Annotated in this window: 16 protein-coding genes; 2 read left to right on the top strand and 14 right to left on the bottom strand. The window is 41.1% G+C overall.

The features are described from left to right. Positions 1-18: 18 nt before the first annotated feature. The 6 genes from rny to rpsT form a co-directional block, all read right to left on the bottom strand. The gene (rny, locus tag J3P37_RS11815; RefSeq protein ID WP_256011368.1) at positions 19-1,572 is read right to left on the bottom strand and encodes a ribonuclease Y; all 1,554 of its coding nucleotides are present in this window, start codon (positions 1,570-1,572) and stop codon (positions 19-21) included. Positions 1,573-1,806: 234 nt separating this feature from the next. After that, positions 1,807-2,097, bottom strand: a complete 291-nt coding sequence (locus J3P37_RS11810; protein ID WP_256011367.1) for a cell division protein ZapA — start codon at positions 2,095-2,097, stop codon at positions 1,807-1,809. A gap of 23 nt (positions 2,098-2,120) precedes the next feature. Beyond that, positions 2,121-2,429: a hypothetical protein gene (locus tag J3P37_RS11805; RefSeq protein ID WP_256011366.1), complete on the bottom strand. Its 309-nt coding sequence runs from the start codon at positions 2,427-2,429 to the stop codon at positions 2,121-2,123. 103 nt (positions 2,430-2,532) lie between these two features. Then, a complete protein-coding gene (pheT, locus tag J3P37_RS11800) occupies positions 2,533-4,929 on the bottom strand; it encodes a phenylalanine--tRNA ligase subunit beta (RefSeq protein WP_256011365.1) in 2,397 nt (798 codons plus the stop codon). A gap of 56 nt (positions 4,930-4,985) precedes the next feature. Further along, a complete protein-coding gene (gene radC / locus J3P37_RS11795; RefSeq protein ID WP_256011364.1) occupies positions 4,986-5,684 on the bottom strand; it encodes a RadC family protein in 699 nt (232 codons plus the stop codon). An 80-nt stretch (positions 5,685-5,764) separates the two neighbouring features. Continuing rightward, a complete protein-coding gene (rpsT, locus tag J3P37_RS11790; RefSeq protein WP_256011363.1) occupies positions 5,765-6,019 on the bottom strand; it encodes a 30S ribosomal protein S20 in 255 nt (84 codons plus the stop codon). A gap of 134 nt (positions 6,020-6,153) precedes the next feature. Between rpsT and J3P37_RS11785 the strand changes: the two genes are divergently transcribed. Continuing rightward, positions 6,154-7,101 carry a zinc dependent phospholipase C family protein gene (locus tag J3P37_RS11785; protein WP_256011362.1) on the top strand — a complete coding sequence of 316 codons (948 nt, stop codon included), beginning with the start codon at positions 6,154-6,156 and terminating at the stop codon, positions 7,099-7,101. Here the strand turns inward: J3P37_RS11785 and J3P37_RS11780 are convergent, their stop codons facing one another. From J3P37_RS11780 to J3P37_RS11745, 8 genes are all read right to left on the bottom strand, one after another. Continuing rightward, positions 7,102-7,752, bottom strand: a complete 651-nt coding sequence (locus J3P37_RS11780; RefSeq protein ID WP_256011361.1) for a DedA family protein — start codon at positions 7,750-7,752, stop codon at positions 7,102-7,104. Between the two features lie 88 nt (positions 7,753-7,840). Further along, a complete protein-coding gene (locus J3P37_RS11775) occupies positions 7,841-8,569 on the bottom strand; it encodes a DUF4397 domain-containing protein (protein WP_256011360.1) in 729 nt (242 codons plus the stop codon). Positions 8,570-8,698: 129 nt separating this feature from the next. Beyond that, on the bottom strand, positions 8,699-9,382 hold the full coding sequence (locus J3P37_RS11770) for a DUF4397 domain-containing protein (protein ID WP_256011359.1): 684 nt from the start codon (positions 9,380-9,382) through the stop codon (positions 8,699-8,701). 141 nt (positions 9,383-9,523) lie between these two features. Then, on the bottom strand, positions 9,524-10,648 hold the full coding sequence (gene dnaN / locus J3P37_RS11765; protein WP_256011358.1) for a DNA polymerase III subunit beta: 1,125 nt from the start codon (positions 10,646-10,648) through the stop codon (positions 9,524-9,526). A 175-nt stretch (positions 10,649-10,823) separates the two neighbouring features. Beyond that, positions 10,824-12,506, bottom strand: a complete 1,683-nt coding sequence (gldG, locus tag J3P37_RS11760) for a gliding motility-associated ABC transporter substrate-binding protein GldG (RefSeq protein ID WP_256011357.1) — start codon at positions 12,504-12,506, stop codon at positions 10,824-10,826. After that, entirely contained in the window at positions 12,500-13,228 is a 729-nt protein-coding gene (gene gldF / locus J3P37_RS11755; RefSeq protein WP_256011356.1) for a gliding motility-associated ABC transporter permease subunit GldF, read from the bottom strand. Before gldF ends, gldG begins: the two co-directional genes overlap by 7 nt. Before the next feature lie 100 nt (positions 13,229-13,328). Further along, positions 13,329-13,907: an outer membrane beta-barrel protein gene (locus J3P37_RS11750; protein ID WP_256011355.1), complete on the bottom strand. Its 579-nt coding sequence runs from the start codon at positions 13,905-13,907 to the stop codon at positions 13,329-13,331. An 81-nt stretch (positions 13,908-13,988) separates the two neighbouring features. Then, the gene (locus J3P37_RS11745) at positions 13,989-14,711 is read right to left on the bottom strand and encodes an ATP-binding cassette domain-containing protein (protein WP_256011353.1); all 723 of its coding nucleotides are present in this window, start codon (positions 14,709-14,711) and stop codon (positions 13,989-13,991) included. A 133-nt stretch (positions 14,712-14,844) separates the two neighbouring features. Here J3P37_RS11745 and J3P37_RS11740 point away from each other — a divergent pair, with 133 nt between their 5' ends. Next, positions 14,845-15,402 (top strand): WcaF family extracellular polysaccharide biosynthesis acetyltransferase, encoded by a 558-nt coding sequence (locus J3P37_RS11740; RefSeq protein WP_256011351.1) that lies wholly within the window; start codon positions 14,845-14,847, stop codon positions 15,400-15,402. The last annotated feature ends 35 nt before the right edge of the window (positions 15,403-15,437 follow it).

The raw sequence follows: 15,437 nt of genomic DNA, 5'->3' as shown, positions 1-15,437 counted from the left end.
GAGGGATTAAGTAAAGGCTTATTTCGCGAAAGAAACTGACCTGGTTTCACGGATCACAGTTACCTTGATCTGTCCGGGATAAGTCATTTCTGTTTGAATACGGTTTGATATATCTGTCGCCAGGATCTCAGCCTGGGCGTCGGTTACTCTTTCGCTTTCAACCACTACGCGAAGTTCGCGTCCTGCTTGAATTGCGAAGGTTTTTTCAACACCTGGATAGGATAACGCAAGTTCCTCTAGCTCTTTTAAGCGTTTGATATAACTTTCCACCACTTCCCGGCGTGCCCCCGGACGTGCACCGGAAATAGCATCACATGCCTGAATGATCGGCGAGATCATAGACGTCATTTCAATTTCGTCGTGGTGCGCTCCAATAGCATTACAAACTTCAGGATGCTCTTTATACTTTTCAGCCAGCTGCATACCCAGGATAGCATGTGGTAATTCCGGATTATCATCAGGCACCTTACCTATATCATGCAGTAAGCCGGCACGTTTAGCCAGTTTAACATTCAGTCCTAACTCTGATGCCATGGTAGCACAGAAGTTAGCAACCTCACGGGAGTGCTGCAACAGGTTTTGTCCGTAAGAAGACCGGTAACGCATTCTGCCTACCATACGGATTAACTCCGGATGTAAGCCATGGATACCTAAGTCGATCACTGTACGCTCACCAATTTCTACAATCTCATCTTCGATCTGCTTCTTGGTTTTTGAAACCACTTCCTCGATACGAGCAGGGTGAATACGTCCGTCGGTTACTAAACGATGTAATGCAAGGCGGGCAATTTCCCTTCTAACAGGATCAAATCCTGACAGGATGATAGCTTCTGGTGTATCATCTACGATGATCTCAACTCCGGTAGCTGCTTCCAGAGCGCGGATATTACGCCCTTCGCGCCCTATAACGCGACCTTTGATCTCATCATTTTCAATATTGAAAATTGATACTGTATTTTCAATGGCTGCCTCTGTAGCTGTACGCTGAATGGTCTGGATCACTACCTTTTTCGCTTCTTTGCTAGCGGTTAACTTGGCCTCATCAACAATGTCTTTTATCTGGATCATTGCCTTAGTACGAGCCTCTTCACGCAGGGTATCTACTAGCTGATTTTTAGCTTCCTCGGCTGATAAGCCTGCTATCGTTTCCAGCTGGGTGATGTGCTGATTCTTTAAAGCTTCTACCTCTTCCTGCTTCTTCTGAGTAATCTCAAGTTGTTTCTCCAGGTTTTTACGCTGAGCATCCAGGTCTTGATCCTTGCGGGTCATGTTTTCTAGACGCTGATTTAAGGATTGCTCTTTTTGTTTAATAGTATTCTCGCGCTGATTCAGCGCATTGTTTTTCTGACTAACCTCCTGCTCGTGCTCCGCTTTCATTTGCAGGAACTTCTCCTTAGCTTCAAGAAGCTTATTCTTTTTTAATATCTCAGCGTTATTCTCAGCATCCTTTAAAATCTTTTTTACTTTATTCTGAGCAGCAACTTCCTGATTTTTGAGTAGCTTCTGCAATAGGAATCTCCCTATCACTACTCCTATCACTAATCCTAAAAAAATGTAAAGTATTATATCCATATATAGTTATCACTTAAAAAAAAACCGCTATTAAAATTTAGATCCCATGTATTTTAAAACTTCAGCAAACATGAATTCGAGTTTTAATCATAATCAGGTGGACATTGCCAGATGATTTGCATTTATATTAACTCTGCTGATATTGAAGCGTTAAGTTTTATAAAATAGTGAAACCTAAAAATTTAACAGCGGTTAAACCTTTAGCGCTCTTCGCGTATTTAAAAGAACGATATATTACTTAGAAAAAAATCCGTCTAACAGCTGGTCTAATTGGTACACTTTATCTGCAACCTCTGTATCTTCATCTACCATCTTCTTCTCACTTTTTAATGTGGCGGTGGCGTAATGCAACACACACATAGAAAGTAAATCCTGTTTATCACGAACCGCATAGTTTTCCTGAAACTCTTTTATGCGGTCGTTTATCAGCTTAGCTGCTCTCCTGATCACTTCTTCCTCTTCCATATTTACCTTTAATGGGTAAACACGGTCAGCAATATTTATTTTTATTGAGATTTCTCCCATTGAGCTTTTGTTTCACAAAGGTATTACTTTTTGAGTAATACTATGCACTTATCTATTTCCCGCACAAATTCGCTAATTTTTTGCTTTATGTCAAGAGCTTTTTCATTTGCTCCATCTTTAGCTACAGCAATCTGTTCGAGTGAGCGGGCTAACTTCAGGGCTCTCAGCTTCTCTTCCAGGTCGGCCATCTTTACCTTACTGGTATCCACAGCTACGGTCAGCGACTGATTTTCAAGCCTTAACAAGTCATTTTCTTCCTGCAAAGTTTCACAAAGCTCTATAAGCCTTTGTGTTTTGCCGAGTACATTATTTAGTTGACCAGTCAGTGACATAGTTTAAAAAATTGAAAAATGCTAGCTGAAAACGGAAGCTGAAAGCAGAGAGCAGAAGTAGTTCTTGGCTTTAAACTTTACCCTTTAAGCTCTAAGCTAAAAGCTATTTTCTTATTTCCGCTCCTAGTTCCTTTTCGAAAATAGTTATTAATTTACTCATTACCGAATCAATCTGCTTATCTGTAAGCGTTTTCTCTTCGTCCTGCAAAAGAAAACTCAAAGCATACGACTTCTTATCTGCAGGTAGCTTATCGCCTTCATAAACGTCAAACACATTTACCTCTTTTAGTAGTGCCTTTTCTGCCTTAAGCGCCAGTTGCTGCAACTGATTAAAGGTGATCTGCTTGTTAATAGACAATGACAGATCCCGCCTTACAGCCGGAATTTTAGCAACTTCCTGGTAAGTAATTTTGTTCTTACGAATAGCTTTTAAAATTGCATCCCAATCAAAATCAGCATAAAAAACTTCTTTCTCTACATCCAGCTTTTTCAACACGGAGCGACTGAGTATTCCGAATTGTACTAAGACTTTGTCACCCTTTCTATATTGCTGCGCTTGTTGAAAGTCTTTATTTTCGAATCCGTCCTGAAGCAATCCAGTAACATTTAAGCGCTTAATGATTGCGTCCACTGCAGCTTTAAGGTCATAAAAAGACACCTGCTTTCTGGTGTGATTCCATTGCTGCGCAAGCTGATTGCCAGTGATAAATATTGATAGGCGCTGTCCCTCCACATAGCTCCCGTTTACGAGTGAATATATTTTCCCAAATTCGTAAAGCTTGAGATCGGCGTTCCGGCGGTTCTGGTTATAGGCTATTGCTTCGAGACCGGAGAAAAGCAGGCTTTGGCGCATTGTATCCAAATCGCTACTTAAGGGGTTGATGATCTTAACTGCTGTTTCAGGATTTTCGGCATAAGATGACTTAGTCAATGAATTAGATAAGATTTCGGAGAAGCCGTTGGAGCTTAACATATCCGCTACCTGATTCATCACCAATTCTTTATCCGGCTTAACCGCATAGTTTAAGGACGCTCTTATCTGGGCAGGTATCTCTATCTTGTTGTAGCCATAAATACGAAGAATCTCTTCAACAACGTCAACTTCCCTCGTAACGTCAACCTTGTAGGTAGGTACTGACAATGTGAGTCCGTCGGTTGTTTCTGCCTTTATTTCGATACCCAGAGCGGTAATAATCTCTTTGATCGTATTCAGCTCGATTGCCTCTCCAATAAGGCGGTTTACGTTTTTGTAGTTAACTGAAACCTCAAAAGGAGCTACCGGTGAAGGATAAAAATCGGATATCTCAGAGGAGATCTGTCCACCAGCAATTTCTTTGATCAGCAAAGCGGCTCTCTTGAGAGCGAAAACGGTAATCTCCGGATCTGTACCTCTTTCATAGCGGAACGAAGCATCGGTTTTAAGCGAATGCCGCTTGGACGTTTTGCGCACCGCCACTGCATTGAAGTAAGCACTTTCAAGGAATATGTTTGTGGTTGATTCTTTTACTCCGGAGGTAAGCCCACCAAAAACACCTGCAATACATAGTGGAGTTTCACCATTGCTGATCATTAAATCATCGGAGGACAACTTCCGTTCGGTCTCGTCGAGCGTGGTAAAAAGAGTTCCGTCCGGGAAGTTTTTCACTACTACCTTACCACCTATTGCATCGGCATCAAACGCGTGCAATGGCTGTCCTAGCTCATGAAGCACGTAATTTGTAACGTCAACAATATTATTGATAGACCTGACTCCAATTATGTTTAATTTTTCTTTGAGCCAGTCAGGAGACTCCGTTACCTTGACACCACTGATAGTGATCGAAGTATACCGAGGGCAAGCTATTTCATTTTCAACAATGACAGGAATAGGGCGATCGAGGTTGTCAGGCCTAAACGCCGAAACATCAGGTAAAGTAAGTGAGGTTCTTAAATAAGCAGCAAGATCTCTGGCTACACCCAGATGAGATGCCGCATCGGCGCGGTTTGGAGTTAAGCCAATCTCAAAAAGGTAATCATCCTTGATATTAAAATATTCTTTTGCGGGAGTTCCGATGCGAGCACTTGAATCCAACACCATGATACCGGCATGAGAACCACCCAGGCCAATTTCATCTTCAGCACAGATCATCCCTTCGGATACTTCGCCCCTGATCTTGGATTTATTAATTTTGAAAGGCTCCCCTTCGTTGGGATATACCGTTGTGCCCACGGTTGCTACGATAACATGCTGACCTGCGGCAACATTAGGAGCGCCGCATACCACCTGTAAATCTTCGCCTTTTCCCACATCAACTTTCGTCACACGCAGACGATCAGCGTTTGGATGCTGTACGCATTCTTTTACAAATCCTACTACCAAGCCCTCTAGTCCCCCAGGTATGCTTTGTACTTTCTCAAGACTTTCTACCTCTAAGCCAATAGCCGTTAGTATTTGTGATATTTCTTCCGGGGTTCTTTCTGTATGTATAAACTGGCTAAGCCAGTTGTATGATATCTTCATCCGTTTTAATTAATGAAGGGCAAAGATAAATAAAAGGAGAATGCTTAAAGAAGTTCTTATAGTATTCCCTCGTCTGCAAAACTAAAATAAGATGCGTCTGTGAATATCAGATGATCAAGCACCGGAATATCGAGGAAACTACCAGCTTCCCGGAGTTTTTTTGTGAGATTAATGTCTGCCTGACTTGGCTTCAGATTTCCGGAGGGATGGTTGTGTGCCAGGATGATGGAAGCAGCGTTATTTTCGAGGGCTGATTTAAAAATTATCTTAGGATCTGCAATTGTTCCTCCCTGACCACCCTTGCTTATCAAGTGCTGGGACAACACGTTGTTAGCTCTGTTAAGCAACAAGATCCAGAATTCTTCGTGATTTAAGTCGGAAAAATAGCGGCTCAATAAATTGTAAATATCCTTACTGCAAGTGACCTGTGTTTTCTTAGCTTTTTCAGACTCTCTTCTCCGGCGGCCAAGTTCTAATGCGGCAATAATTGTTATTGCCTTGGCTTCGCCGATCCCTTTAAAGCGTGAGAGCTCGCTTACTGAAAGCCTGCCAAGTTTGTCAAGGTCGCTTTCGAGAGAATGCAAAATGCGCTTGCTGAGTTCAACCGCTGTTTCATTCCTGCTTCCGGAACCGATGAGAATTGCAATCAGCTCCGCGTCGGTTAAACTCCTTCTGCCCTGGTTCAACAGTTTTTCCCGCGGACGATCTTCTTCTGCCCAGGATTTGATGGTGATTTTCTGGCTATAAGTTTCCATAATTTAAAATTATGGAAACACCAATATACAAAAAAGGGAAACCGTCATAGTTTCCCTTTTTTGTATATGATTTAAATATCTTAGCCTAAGCCGTTAACAAACTTTGTTAACTTTGACTTATTGTTAGATGCTTTGTTTTTGTGAATTACATTTTTCTTAGCAAGACGATCAAGCATAGACACAACTTTTGCTAAAAGCGGAGTAGCTTCTGCTTTTGATGTAGTGCCACGTAATTTTTTAATAGCGTTACGGGTTGTTTTAGCCTGATAGCGATTACGTAAGCGCTTAGTAGCATTCGCTCTAATTCTCTTTATTGCTGATTTATGATTTGCCATTTGTAAGTTGTACTTCTATTTTTCGGACTGCAAATATAAGACGATAAGATTTAAGAACAAAACTTTTATTTAAAAAAATCATGAACCATAACCAAGTAATGTATTAACTTAAAGCACCTTATTGTAATCCGAACATGTTCAGAAATCTATTAACCCTTTTCATTTCACTACCCACTGTTATTCTGTTTTCTTCATGGGGATTTTTTGCACATAAAAAAATCAGCCGGATGGCGGTATTCAGCTTGCCTGCGCCTATGATAAAATTTTACAAGAGTAATATTGAGTACATTACTGAACATTCTGTAGATCCGGATAAAAGACGCTATGTTAATAAAGATGAAGCTTCCAGGCACTACTTAGATACAGATCACTATGGGCTGTCGCCTTTTGACAGCATTCCCCAGAAATGGGATGAAGCTGTACGGAAATATAGTGAGGATACTCTCAGAGCTCATGGGATTGTTCCCTGGCAGATTCAACGGACGTATTATTCGTTGGTCAGGGCTTTTAAGGAAAAAGATGCGAAGATGATCCTCAGACATTCTTGTGATTTGAGCCATTATATTGCAGATGCACACATTCCTCTGCATACTACAAGCAATTATAACGGTCAGTTTACTAACCAAATTGGGATACATGGTTTCCTGGAAAGCCGCCTGCCTGAATTATTTGCTTCGGAATATGATTTTTTTGTTGGAAAGGCGAGATACATTGAGAATCCACTGAACGAGGCATGGAAATTTCTACGGCGGACCAATAGTCTTACAGACTCAGTGTTTTTGATTGAAGCCAGGTTAAGCAAAAGTTTCCCTTCGGACAGAAAATATGCTTTTTCCGAAAGAAATGGGATTTTGCTAAAGCAGTATTCTGAGGAATATTCAAGGGCCTATCATATCGCATTAAATGGACTGGTTGAGAAACAAATGCAGCAATCTATACTTGTTACCGCCAGCTACTGGTATTCTGCCTGGGTAGATGCCGGACAACCGGATTTGAACGGGCTGAAAAGTAGAGATGAGGCAGAAGATAAAAAAGACGAACTTTTATACCAGGAAGGGAACCAGTTGGGCAGGCCTGAATGATCAGGCCTTAACTGTCTTGCTTTTGCCTTTCAGCAATTCTATTACTGGTGGCAGCAAGGATAACAATATAATTGCAAAGATCACGTAGGTGAAGTTCTGCTTGATAATAGGCAGGTTACCGAAGAAAAATCCAATGAACAGAAAGCTGACAACCCACAAAACCCCACCAATAACATTGTATGAAGCAAACTTACTGTAGCTCATAGTACCGACGCCTGCAACAAACGGAGCAAAGGTCCTTATGATAGGAATAAAACGGGCATAAATAATGGTTTTGCCTCCGTGTTTAACGTAGAAGGCCTGTGTTTTCTCGAGGTATTCCTTTTTCAATAATTTATATTTTCCACTAAAGGCCCTCGGACCGATATAATCCCCAATCAGATAATTTACCATATCGCCCAAAATGGCCGCGATGATCAAAATAGCTGCCATCAGGAAGATGTTTAATCCGCTTTCTTCCTTAGCAACTATAGCTCCTGCTGCAAAGAGCAGTGAATCACCGGGAAGAAAGGGGGTAACCACTAAACCGGTCTCCGCGAAAATAATAAGGAATAAAATAAGATAGGTCCAGGTTTGATACTCGCTGACAATTTCTACAAGATGTTTGTCAATATGAAGAATGAAGTCGATGATCGATTGGATGATTTCCAAGGCAAATACGATTAAGTGTTTGCCAAAAATAGAAATATCAGAGGAATTCTCTGATATTTCTATTTTATATTATTTGTTTTTGTTCAGATTAATGCTCTACCAGATACACCTTTGGCTCCTGCGCGCCGGTGCCTCCGGCAATACCGATGGTCCAAATAGTATAAATTTTACCCGATGAGATTGTAGTGGCCGCAGAAGTAGCTCTAACAGTTGCTGTTCCTGCATCTAAAACCTCGAACGTTAAGGAACCCGGGTCCATCTCCATAAACTCTGAAGCTTGATTATAAGCTCTGGCACCAGACAAATTGGTGGTTTGATCTTTTATCCTAAAATCTACTCCGGTTGCACTACGGCTAAGATTCAGGAAGCGAACCTTCGCTTTGCCTGATGCGGGTGCGTTAAGATTGTCTTCCAGTATCACGGATGTTGTACTGTCGTTTTTTGACAGGTATTTGTATGTTGGAAATACTGAGTAACCTTTATCAACAACAAGATCTATAGTGTCTTTAAAAACCTCTGTTGAAGTTCCGCCAACTGCGGCCTGGATTAATGATTTTCTTGAGTATACACCGATATAGTTAGTATATTGGTTTACCGTCAAGGCTGCCCCGGTGGCTCGTTGACCATCTACGTAGAAATCTAAAGATGTCTGTGCCGGAAGTGAGTGAATAAATTTGATCCCTGAAACATCAGGCTGTTCAAAGTCATCGTCATCATTTTTATTACATGAAGACAACAACACGAGACTAAAGAGTCCTAAACATAATGCTAAAAAATATCCTCGATTTTTCTTAGTAGTTTTTCTTGAGTAATTCATAATTGATCTTATTAGGTGGAAATAATCTATATGTATACGTTATTAAATGTGTAATTGAAACAGTAATGTACAAAATAAACAAAGTCCGGCCAAAATAGTGCCGGACTCCATCAAAAAATACTTATAGAATTACTTATGAGTAACAATGTTCAAGCCAAGGTCAGTAGTACCCATCAGGTAGATGGTATAAACTTTCCCATCCTGAACACTAAAAGTCTTATTTGTGGAAATGTTCGCATTGCTTGCAGCTGTCGCCTTGAAGTTATGTTCGCCCGCCGAAACTACACTATAATCTGTTGTAGAACCGAAAGCGAGGTTCCCTGACAGTGACAAGGAGTTATCCAGCATGATGGTTGCATTAGACAATAAGGCACTTAAATTGACAAAGCGCACTTTTGCATTTCCTGCAGTTGGCTTTGTAGTGTTATCTGATGTAGTTACCGTACTTGCTGCAGTACCGCTATTTGTGACATAAATTGTATAATTTTTCCCACTTTCGAAATTCACATTGGTACTGCTTACTACTTGTGTACTTCCTTCCAATTTGATTTCAGCGGTCTTCGCTCCGGTAGTTGTTCTAAGATATCCCGATGACTGCGCATAAGCTACTGCTGAATTGTTAACCTTTTGATTGTCCAGGTACAGTTCTACCCTGCCGGTACCTTCAGCCGAATGGATCACCTGTATATTAGCGCCATCCATATCGTCATCGTCGTCATCCTTACTGCAGGAACTAAGAATCATGACTGAGCTTAAAGTTAAAAATGCTGCGAATGCGAGCATAAGTTTGCTAAGTCGTGTTTGAGTTTTCATAATCATAATTTTAATATATGTGTGTGTGTGTGCTTTATTCCTTTACAGGTGTTAAAGAAAAAGAGCATCTGCTAAGTTCAAAAACTCAGCCAGATGCTCTTTGCAGCAATCTTATATTAAAATCGTATTAATTCTACTACACTAGGCGTAGCTATTTAACATCACCGGCATAACCAACATCAGAACATCCTCGCGCTCATCATTCGTTTGTGGAATAAGCAAGCCCGCCCGGTTAGGTGTGCTCATCTGTAAGGTAACTTCCTCACCACTTAAGTTATTAAGCATCTCGATCAAAAAGCGTGCGTTAAAGCCGATCTCCATATCGTCGCCTTCATATTGACAGCTTAAACGCTCATGAGCCTCATTGGAGAAATCAATATCTTCGGATGATATGTTCAACTCACTTCCGGTGATCTTCAGACGAACCTGATGTGTTGTTTTATTAGCAAAGATAACCACACGGCGCAATGAATTAAGGAACAATGCCCGGTCTAAGGTTAGCTGATTTGTATTGTTTTGTGGAATTACCGCTTCATAGTCAGGGTATCTTTCGTCGATCAGGCGGCAAATAAGGTTAATATTTCCAAAGCGGAAGAACGCACTGGTACTGTTATATTCAACGGAAACATTAACATCATCCGAAGGCAGGGAAGATTTCAAAAGCGTCAATGCCTTTTTCGGTAATATAAATGAAGCTGCGCTTTCAGACTTCGCGTCCATCCTACGATAGCGAACTAATTTATGCGCATCAGTAGATACAAAAGTAAAGTGCTGCGGCGTAAGTTGACAAAAGACACCGGTCATTGCAGGCCTTAACTCATCACTACTTACAGCAAAAATGGTTTTATTAATCGCTTCAGCCAAAACAGAAGCCGGTAGATTAACTGCAGAAGCGTCTTCTACAGTAGGAATTTTAGGAAAATCATCACCATTCTCTCCACTCAACTTATATTTTCCGTCACCTGCATTTATTTCGATCGCAAATGTACTATCATCGATATTAAACGCAATAGGTTGATCTGGAAGTGTCTTAAGAGTTTCAAGTAATATTTTCGAAGGGATAGCTATTTTACCTTCTTCTTTAGATTCAACAGCTAAAGACGTGGTCATACTAGTCTGCAAATCAGTTGCTGAAATAGTTAAAATACTATCTCTGATTTCGAAAAGGAAGTTTTCGAGTATCGGCAAAACAGTACTGCTACTTGATGCTCCGTTTACAGCTTGTAACTGTTTTAATAAAGTCGACGTCGAAACAATGAATCTCATATATCTTTATATCTAAAAATCTAGTGAATAGATGAACAGAGGCTTCTCTAAACAAATCTCCGCCCTTCAAAAATAGGAAAAGCAAAATCAAACCTGAAAAAGAAAATGCTAACATTATGACAATAGTGTGGAAAAGATTTTTTCAGATTTCCAACACAAGATATAGCTGTGAGGCCTATTTTGCAAATCTACTTTTCCGGTAAAAATGCCAACCCAGTGCGAATATTGTCAATAATACAAGAGGTAGCAGAATGTTAAGCAATTGCCAGTTCAGTTTTTCGTCGCGTACCTTTGCTCTGTCGAGCAGGCGGATTCTGATTTCTTTGTTTCTCAGCTCTATAATCCCTGAGTCGTCGGTGAGATAATCAGCAATATTCAAGAGGAAATTTTTGTTCCCGTATTGCTTTTGGGTATACCTGTCGTATCCTAGAGGCAGGGGAGAACCATCCTGGGTGTTGATCTGGTTCTTTAAAATATCACCATCGCCAACCACAATGATCCTGGCAGCCCTTCCCTTTTCGGGAATTGTTACGTTGTCTGTGATCTCTTCCGGCACAGGCCTGTTCCTGAAATTGGAAGTGAATTCGCCCTCCAGAAGTACTCCAACACTTTTTGGCCGGCTTTGAAATTCTCTTGGATCCGGCTCCTGTGCGATCATTTCCAGGGAAATCATATTAGGTATCTTTAACAGCCGGCTATAAGGGGAAGAGCTTAGGATAACCTGTTTGCGAATTCCTTCTACAGCAATCGTATCCACGGTATTGGCAAACTCGCTCCGTATTCCATCAAGGTTCTTCACCAGAGGGTGTTTTGAAACCGGGACAAATATTGGATAAAACAACCATGGCACCATCTGCATCTGGGGTTGTCCTGCGATGTTACCGACATTCACAGGGATCTGCGCGCAGTTCATATCTGCGAGAAGATCATAATTTACCCTTACGCCGTAGGTAAATAACATATCATCCAGGTTCAGTTTCTTAGCAAAAGCCAATTGGCTGCCCATACCCCGCAAGCTATCCAATTCTGCATTTACGTTATCTATTGCAAAAAACAGACTGCCTCCGCGCATTAAAAAGTAATCAATTTTATATTTCTCAGCCTCAGTAAATGGGCGGTCCGGCTTAGGTATGACCAGTACTTTCAAGCGGTTAATCCCTTCGAATGGAATGGTCTTTAAATCCACTCTGCCTGCTTCGTAACCCGATTGAAGCGTATTCAGAGCATCAGACAGTTGAAGATCAGACAGCTCTCCATGCCCTTCTGTAAATCCTATCCGCGGTTTTCCTCCACTTGTAATCTTCTTAATTGAGCTTGTAAAAGCATATTCCAGATTTTGAATGGAGTTATTCAAAACTTCTTCGGGCGGCAGCCCCTCGCGGTTTTGAAAGAGGTTAACCGGAATTTGTTTTCCCTGATAAGTGATCAAAGCAGCGGGGAAAACGATCTTTTGCGTAAGTCCGGCTTCTGTTTTCACACTAAGATTGGTTGGTTCCAACCCTTTTGCTACCAGTTCCTGGTAGACCGTTTGCTGATTTTCCTGACTACCTGTAAGTGGATTTACGAAATCAAACCGCAGCCTTCCGTTCGCGTATGCCTTATATTCTGAAAGTATTTCTTTTGTTGAGTTCCTTAGTCGCTTAAAAGCAGATGGGAATTCACCCTCTAAGTAGACGGTCACCTGAATATTTTCGCTCAGGTCAGATAATTCAGATTTAGTGATCGACGATAAGGTATAGCGCTTTTCCGCTGTAAAGTCAAAGCGTGTAAAAACGAAAGATGATGCAATATTTATTGCAATAAGAATAACTATAAACAATGCGAGGTATTGTAAATCTCTTTTTTTGCGATCTACCATTTTCTGCCTCCTAATATTGTCTTAGTAATCACCAGAAAAACTGCTATAAAACTTAGAAAATACACCAAGTCTCGTGTATCAAGCACTCCACGGCTGATAGATTGATAATGTTCATTAATACCTAAAGCTGTTATATAAGTATCGACGGTCTGCAATGATAACAGCTGACTGATAGAATCAAAGCCTATGAAACAAAAAAAGCAAAGAAAGACGGCTATAGTAAAGGCAATGATCTGATTATTTGTTATGGCCGAAGCAAATATGCCAATTGAAACAAAAGCTGCTCCAAGTAAAAATAGGCCGATGTACGAGCCGATTACGGCTCCTGTATCAATATTGCCTTTTACTGCACCTAAATGATATACAGTGATATAGTAGATAAGCGTAGGCAGCAGCGCAAATAAAACAATCATCAAGCTAGCTAAATATTTACCCAGTACGATATGCCAGTCAGTTAAAGGTCGGGTAGCCAACAGTTCAAATGTCCCCTCCCGGCTTTCTTCAGCAAACGTACGCATGGTTATAGCTGGGATGAGGAACATAAACAGATATGGAGCTGTATTGAAAAGACTGTCTAAGCCAGCATAACCATATTCCAGAATACTGGAATCGGGAAAGACCCATAGCAGCAAGCCCATAACCAATAAAAACACTCCAATAGTTATATAAGCTACAAGAGAGTTTAAAAAACCGCTAATTTCTTTATTAAAGATTGAAAGCATATTTTTTTCTGTCGTCGAAATTACTTACAAATATCGCCCCAAACAAAAAATCCCCGTCAGAAAAGTCTAACGGGGATTTTTTATAGTATGTTTTGATTTTTTAGAAATAGAACAAAAGACCGATGTTCGGGTTGAAGAAATCAGCTCCGATATTGAACACGTTACTTGTCATATCGTCTCCGATTTCTGGTTTAACAGTTTCGCTTCTGTATGATATACCGCTAAAACTAAGCTCTATTCCGAACTTTTTTGTCGGGAAAAAGGCGAAGCCCGGAGACAAACCAACTCCTATAGCACTGTATTTGGGACCTTTATCACCATCTTCATTTTCTGACCGTCCAAAAGCCATCGGCACGGATAACTCGCCAAAAAATTTAAATTGCTCAGAAATAGATTTGTAATATCTTCCGAAAGGGGCTATAATAAATGTATTTGTTTTATCTCCGTCAAAAGACTTTCCAGACTGGAATCCAATACCTGTACCTAACGCAATGTTTTCTTGTATAAAATAACCTGCTTTAGGGATTATGGAAAAAGAGGTGGCTGCATCATCTTCTACTTCAATCTTTTGTGATGAGAAGTTAACGGATCCACCTACAACGATATTTCCTTGCTCGGTTTGTGCTGATACCTTTAAAGAGCACACTGCAATAGCAGCAATTAATAAAACTTTTTTCATGTGACTTAATTTTGGATTAATGTGCCGCAAAAGTAAGCTGTTTTTTTGAAATGTCAACACGAAAAGAGCAAACTCTTAACTTCAGAGAAAACTACTTGATTTAGTGAGAGTTAGAAAGATGTTTTCCAGAGATTGGTTCTTGTGAGTATTTTTTAATCCCACAAGTTCCTGGTTGGCTACAACCTTTCCTTTATTAATTATCACAACATCGTCGCATATCGCCTCCACCTCCTGCATAATATGCGTTGACAAGATCACTGTTTTGGTCTCTCCAAGAGTTTTTATAAGGTTACGAATTTCAATAAGCTGGTTGGGATCGAGCCCAGAGGTAGGTTCATCCAGGATTAGTACTTGCGGATCGTGAATCATTGCCTGTGCCAGACCGACACGCTGCCTGTAACCCTTTGACAAGGCTCCGATCTTTTTATGCTGTTCTGCCCTCAGCCCTGTAAGTTCTATCACTTCATCTATTCTACGTTTCTTATTGGCAAGCTGGTGAATGTTAGCAATGAAGCTAAGCGATTCTTTGACATACATATCAAGATACAGCGGGTTATGTTCTGGCAGGTAGCCCAAGTTCCTCCTTACTTCCATGGGGTCTTTAGCTACATCGAACCCGCACAGGCTCGCGCGTCCTGCGGTCGGAGGAATAAAGCAAGACACAATTTTCATTGTTGTGGATTTTCCAGCACCATTCGGTCCCAAGAATCCCAATACTCTTCCAGCATGTGCTGTGAAGGAAATCTGGTCAACCGCCTTTTGCTCTCCGTATACTTTTGTGAGTTGTTCTACCTTTACGCTCATAACTGTTTCTAAAGATCCCCAATAGGATACAAGAATTGTGCTAATTTATAAAATATTTGTCCCGGGTGTTTGAGCACCTAAAATTTCGTAATCTTGCATCGCAAGATTGACACTGAACGCCGCAATGATCGCAATGATGAACAAAACAGACCTTTCTCAATACAACAACTCCTGGTATACCCCCAAAGCATCATCCCTTAAGCGCCTTCTGTGGATATGGGTAAATGCTGCATTTTTAAAGACTTCCTTCATACCATCAAGCGGAATACGGGTTTTTCTTTTAAAATTGTTCGGCGCAAAGATCGGCGTTGGGGTGAATATTAAGCCGGGTATCAGTGTTAAATATCCCTGGCTGCTTAGCGTCGGCAATTACGCCTGGCTGGGGGAGGATGTGTGGATTGACAACCTTGTCGAAACAGTGATCGGCGATAACGCTTGTCTTTCACAGGGAGCTATGCTTCTGACCGGGAACCACAATTTCAAGAAGACGACGTTTGACCTGATAGTGGGTGGTATTACGCTGGAAGAGGGGGTTTGGATCGGCGCAAAAGCCACTGTATGCCCCGGAGTTACCTGTAAATCACACAGCGTTTTGTCTGTGGGGTCGGTGGCAACTAAAGATCTGGAGCCTTACTCTATCTACCAGGGGAATCCGGCTGTGAAGGTCAGGGACAGAGCTTTAGAGAGTTAATTGATCTAATATAGTTCAGGAGGTGCCGAAATAAA

The sequence above is a fragment of the Desertivirga xinjiangensis genome (assembly GCF_024436435.1).
Lineage (GTDB): Bacteria > Bacteroidota > Bacteroidia > Sphingobacteriales > Sphingobacteriaceae > Desertivirga > Desertivirga xinjiangensis.
Note: the sequence above shows the minus strand (reverse complement) of the source record. Positions and strands in the feature narration are given on the sequence as shown.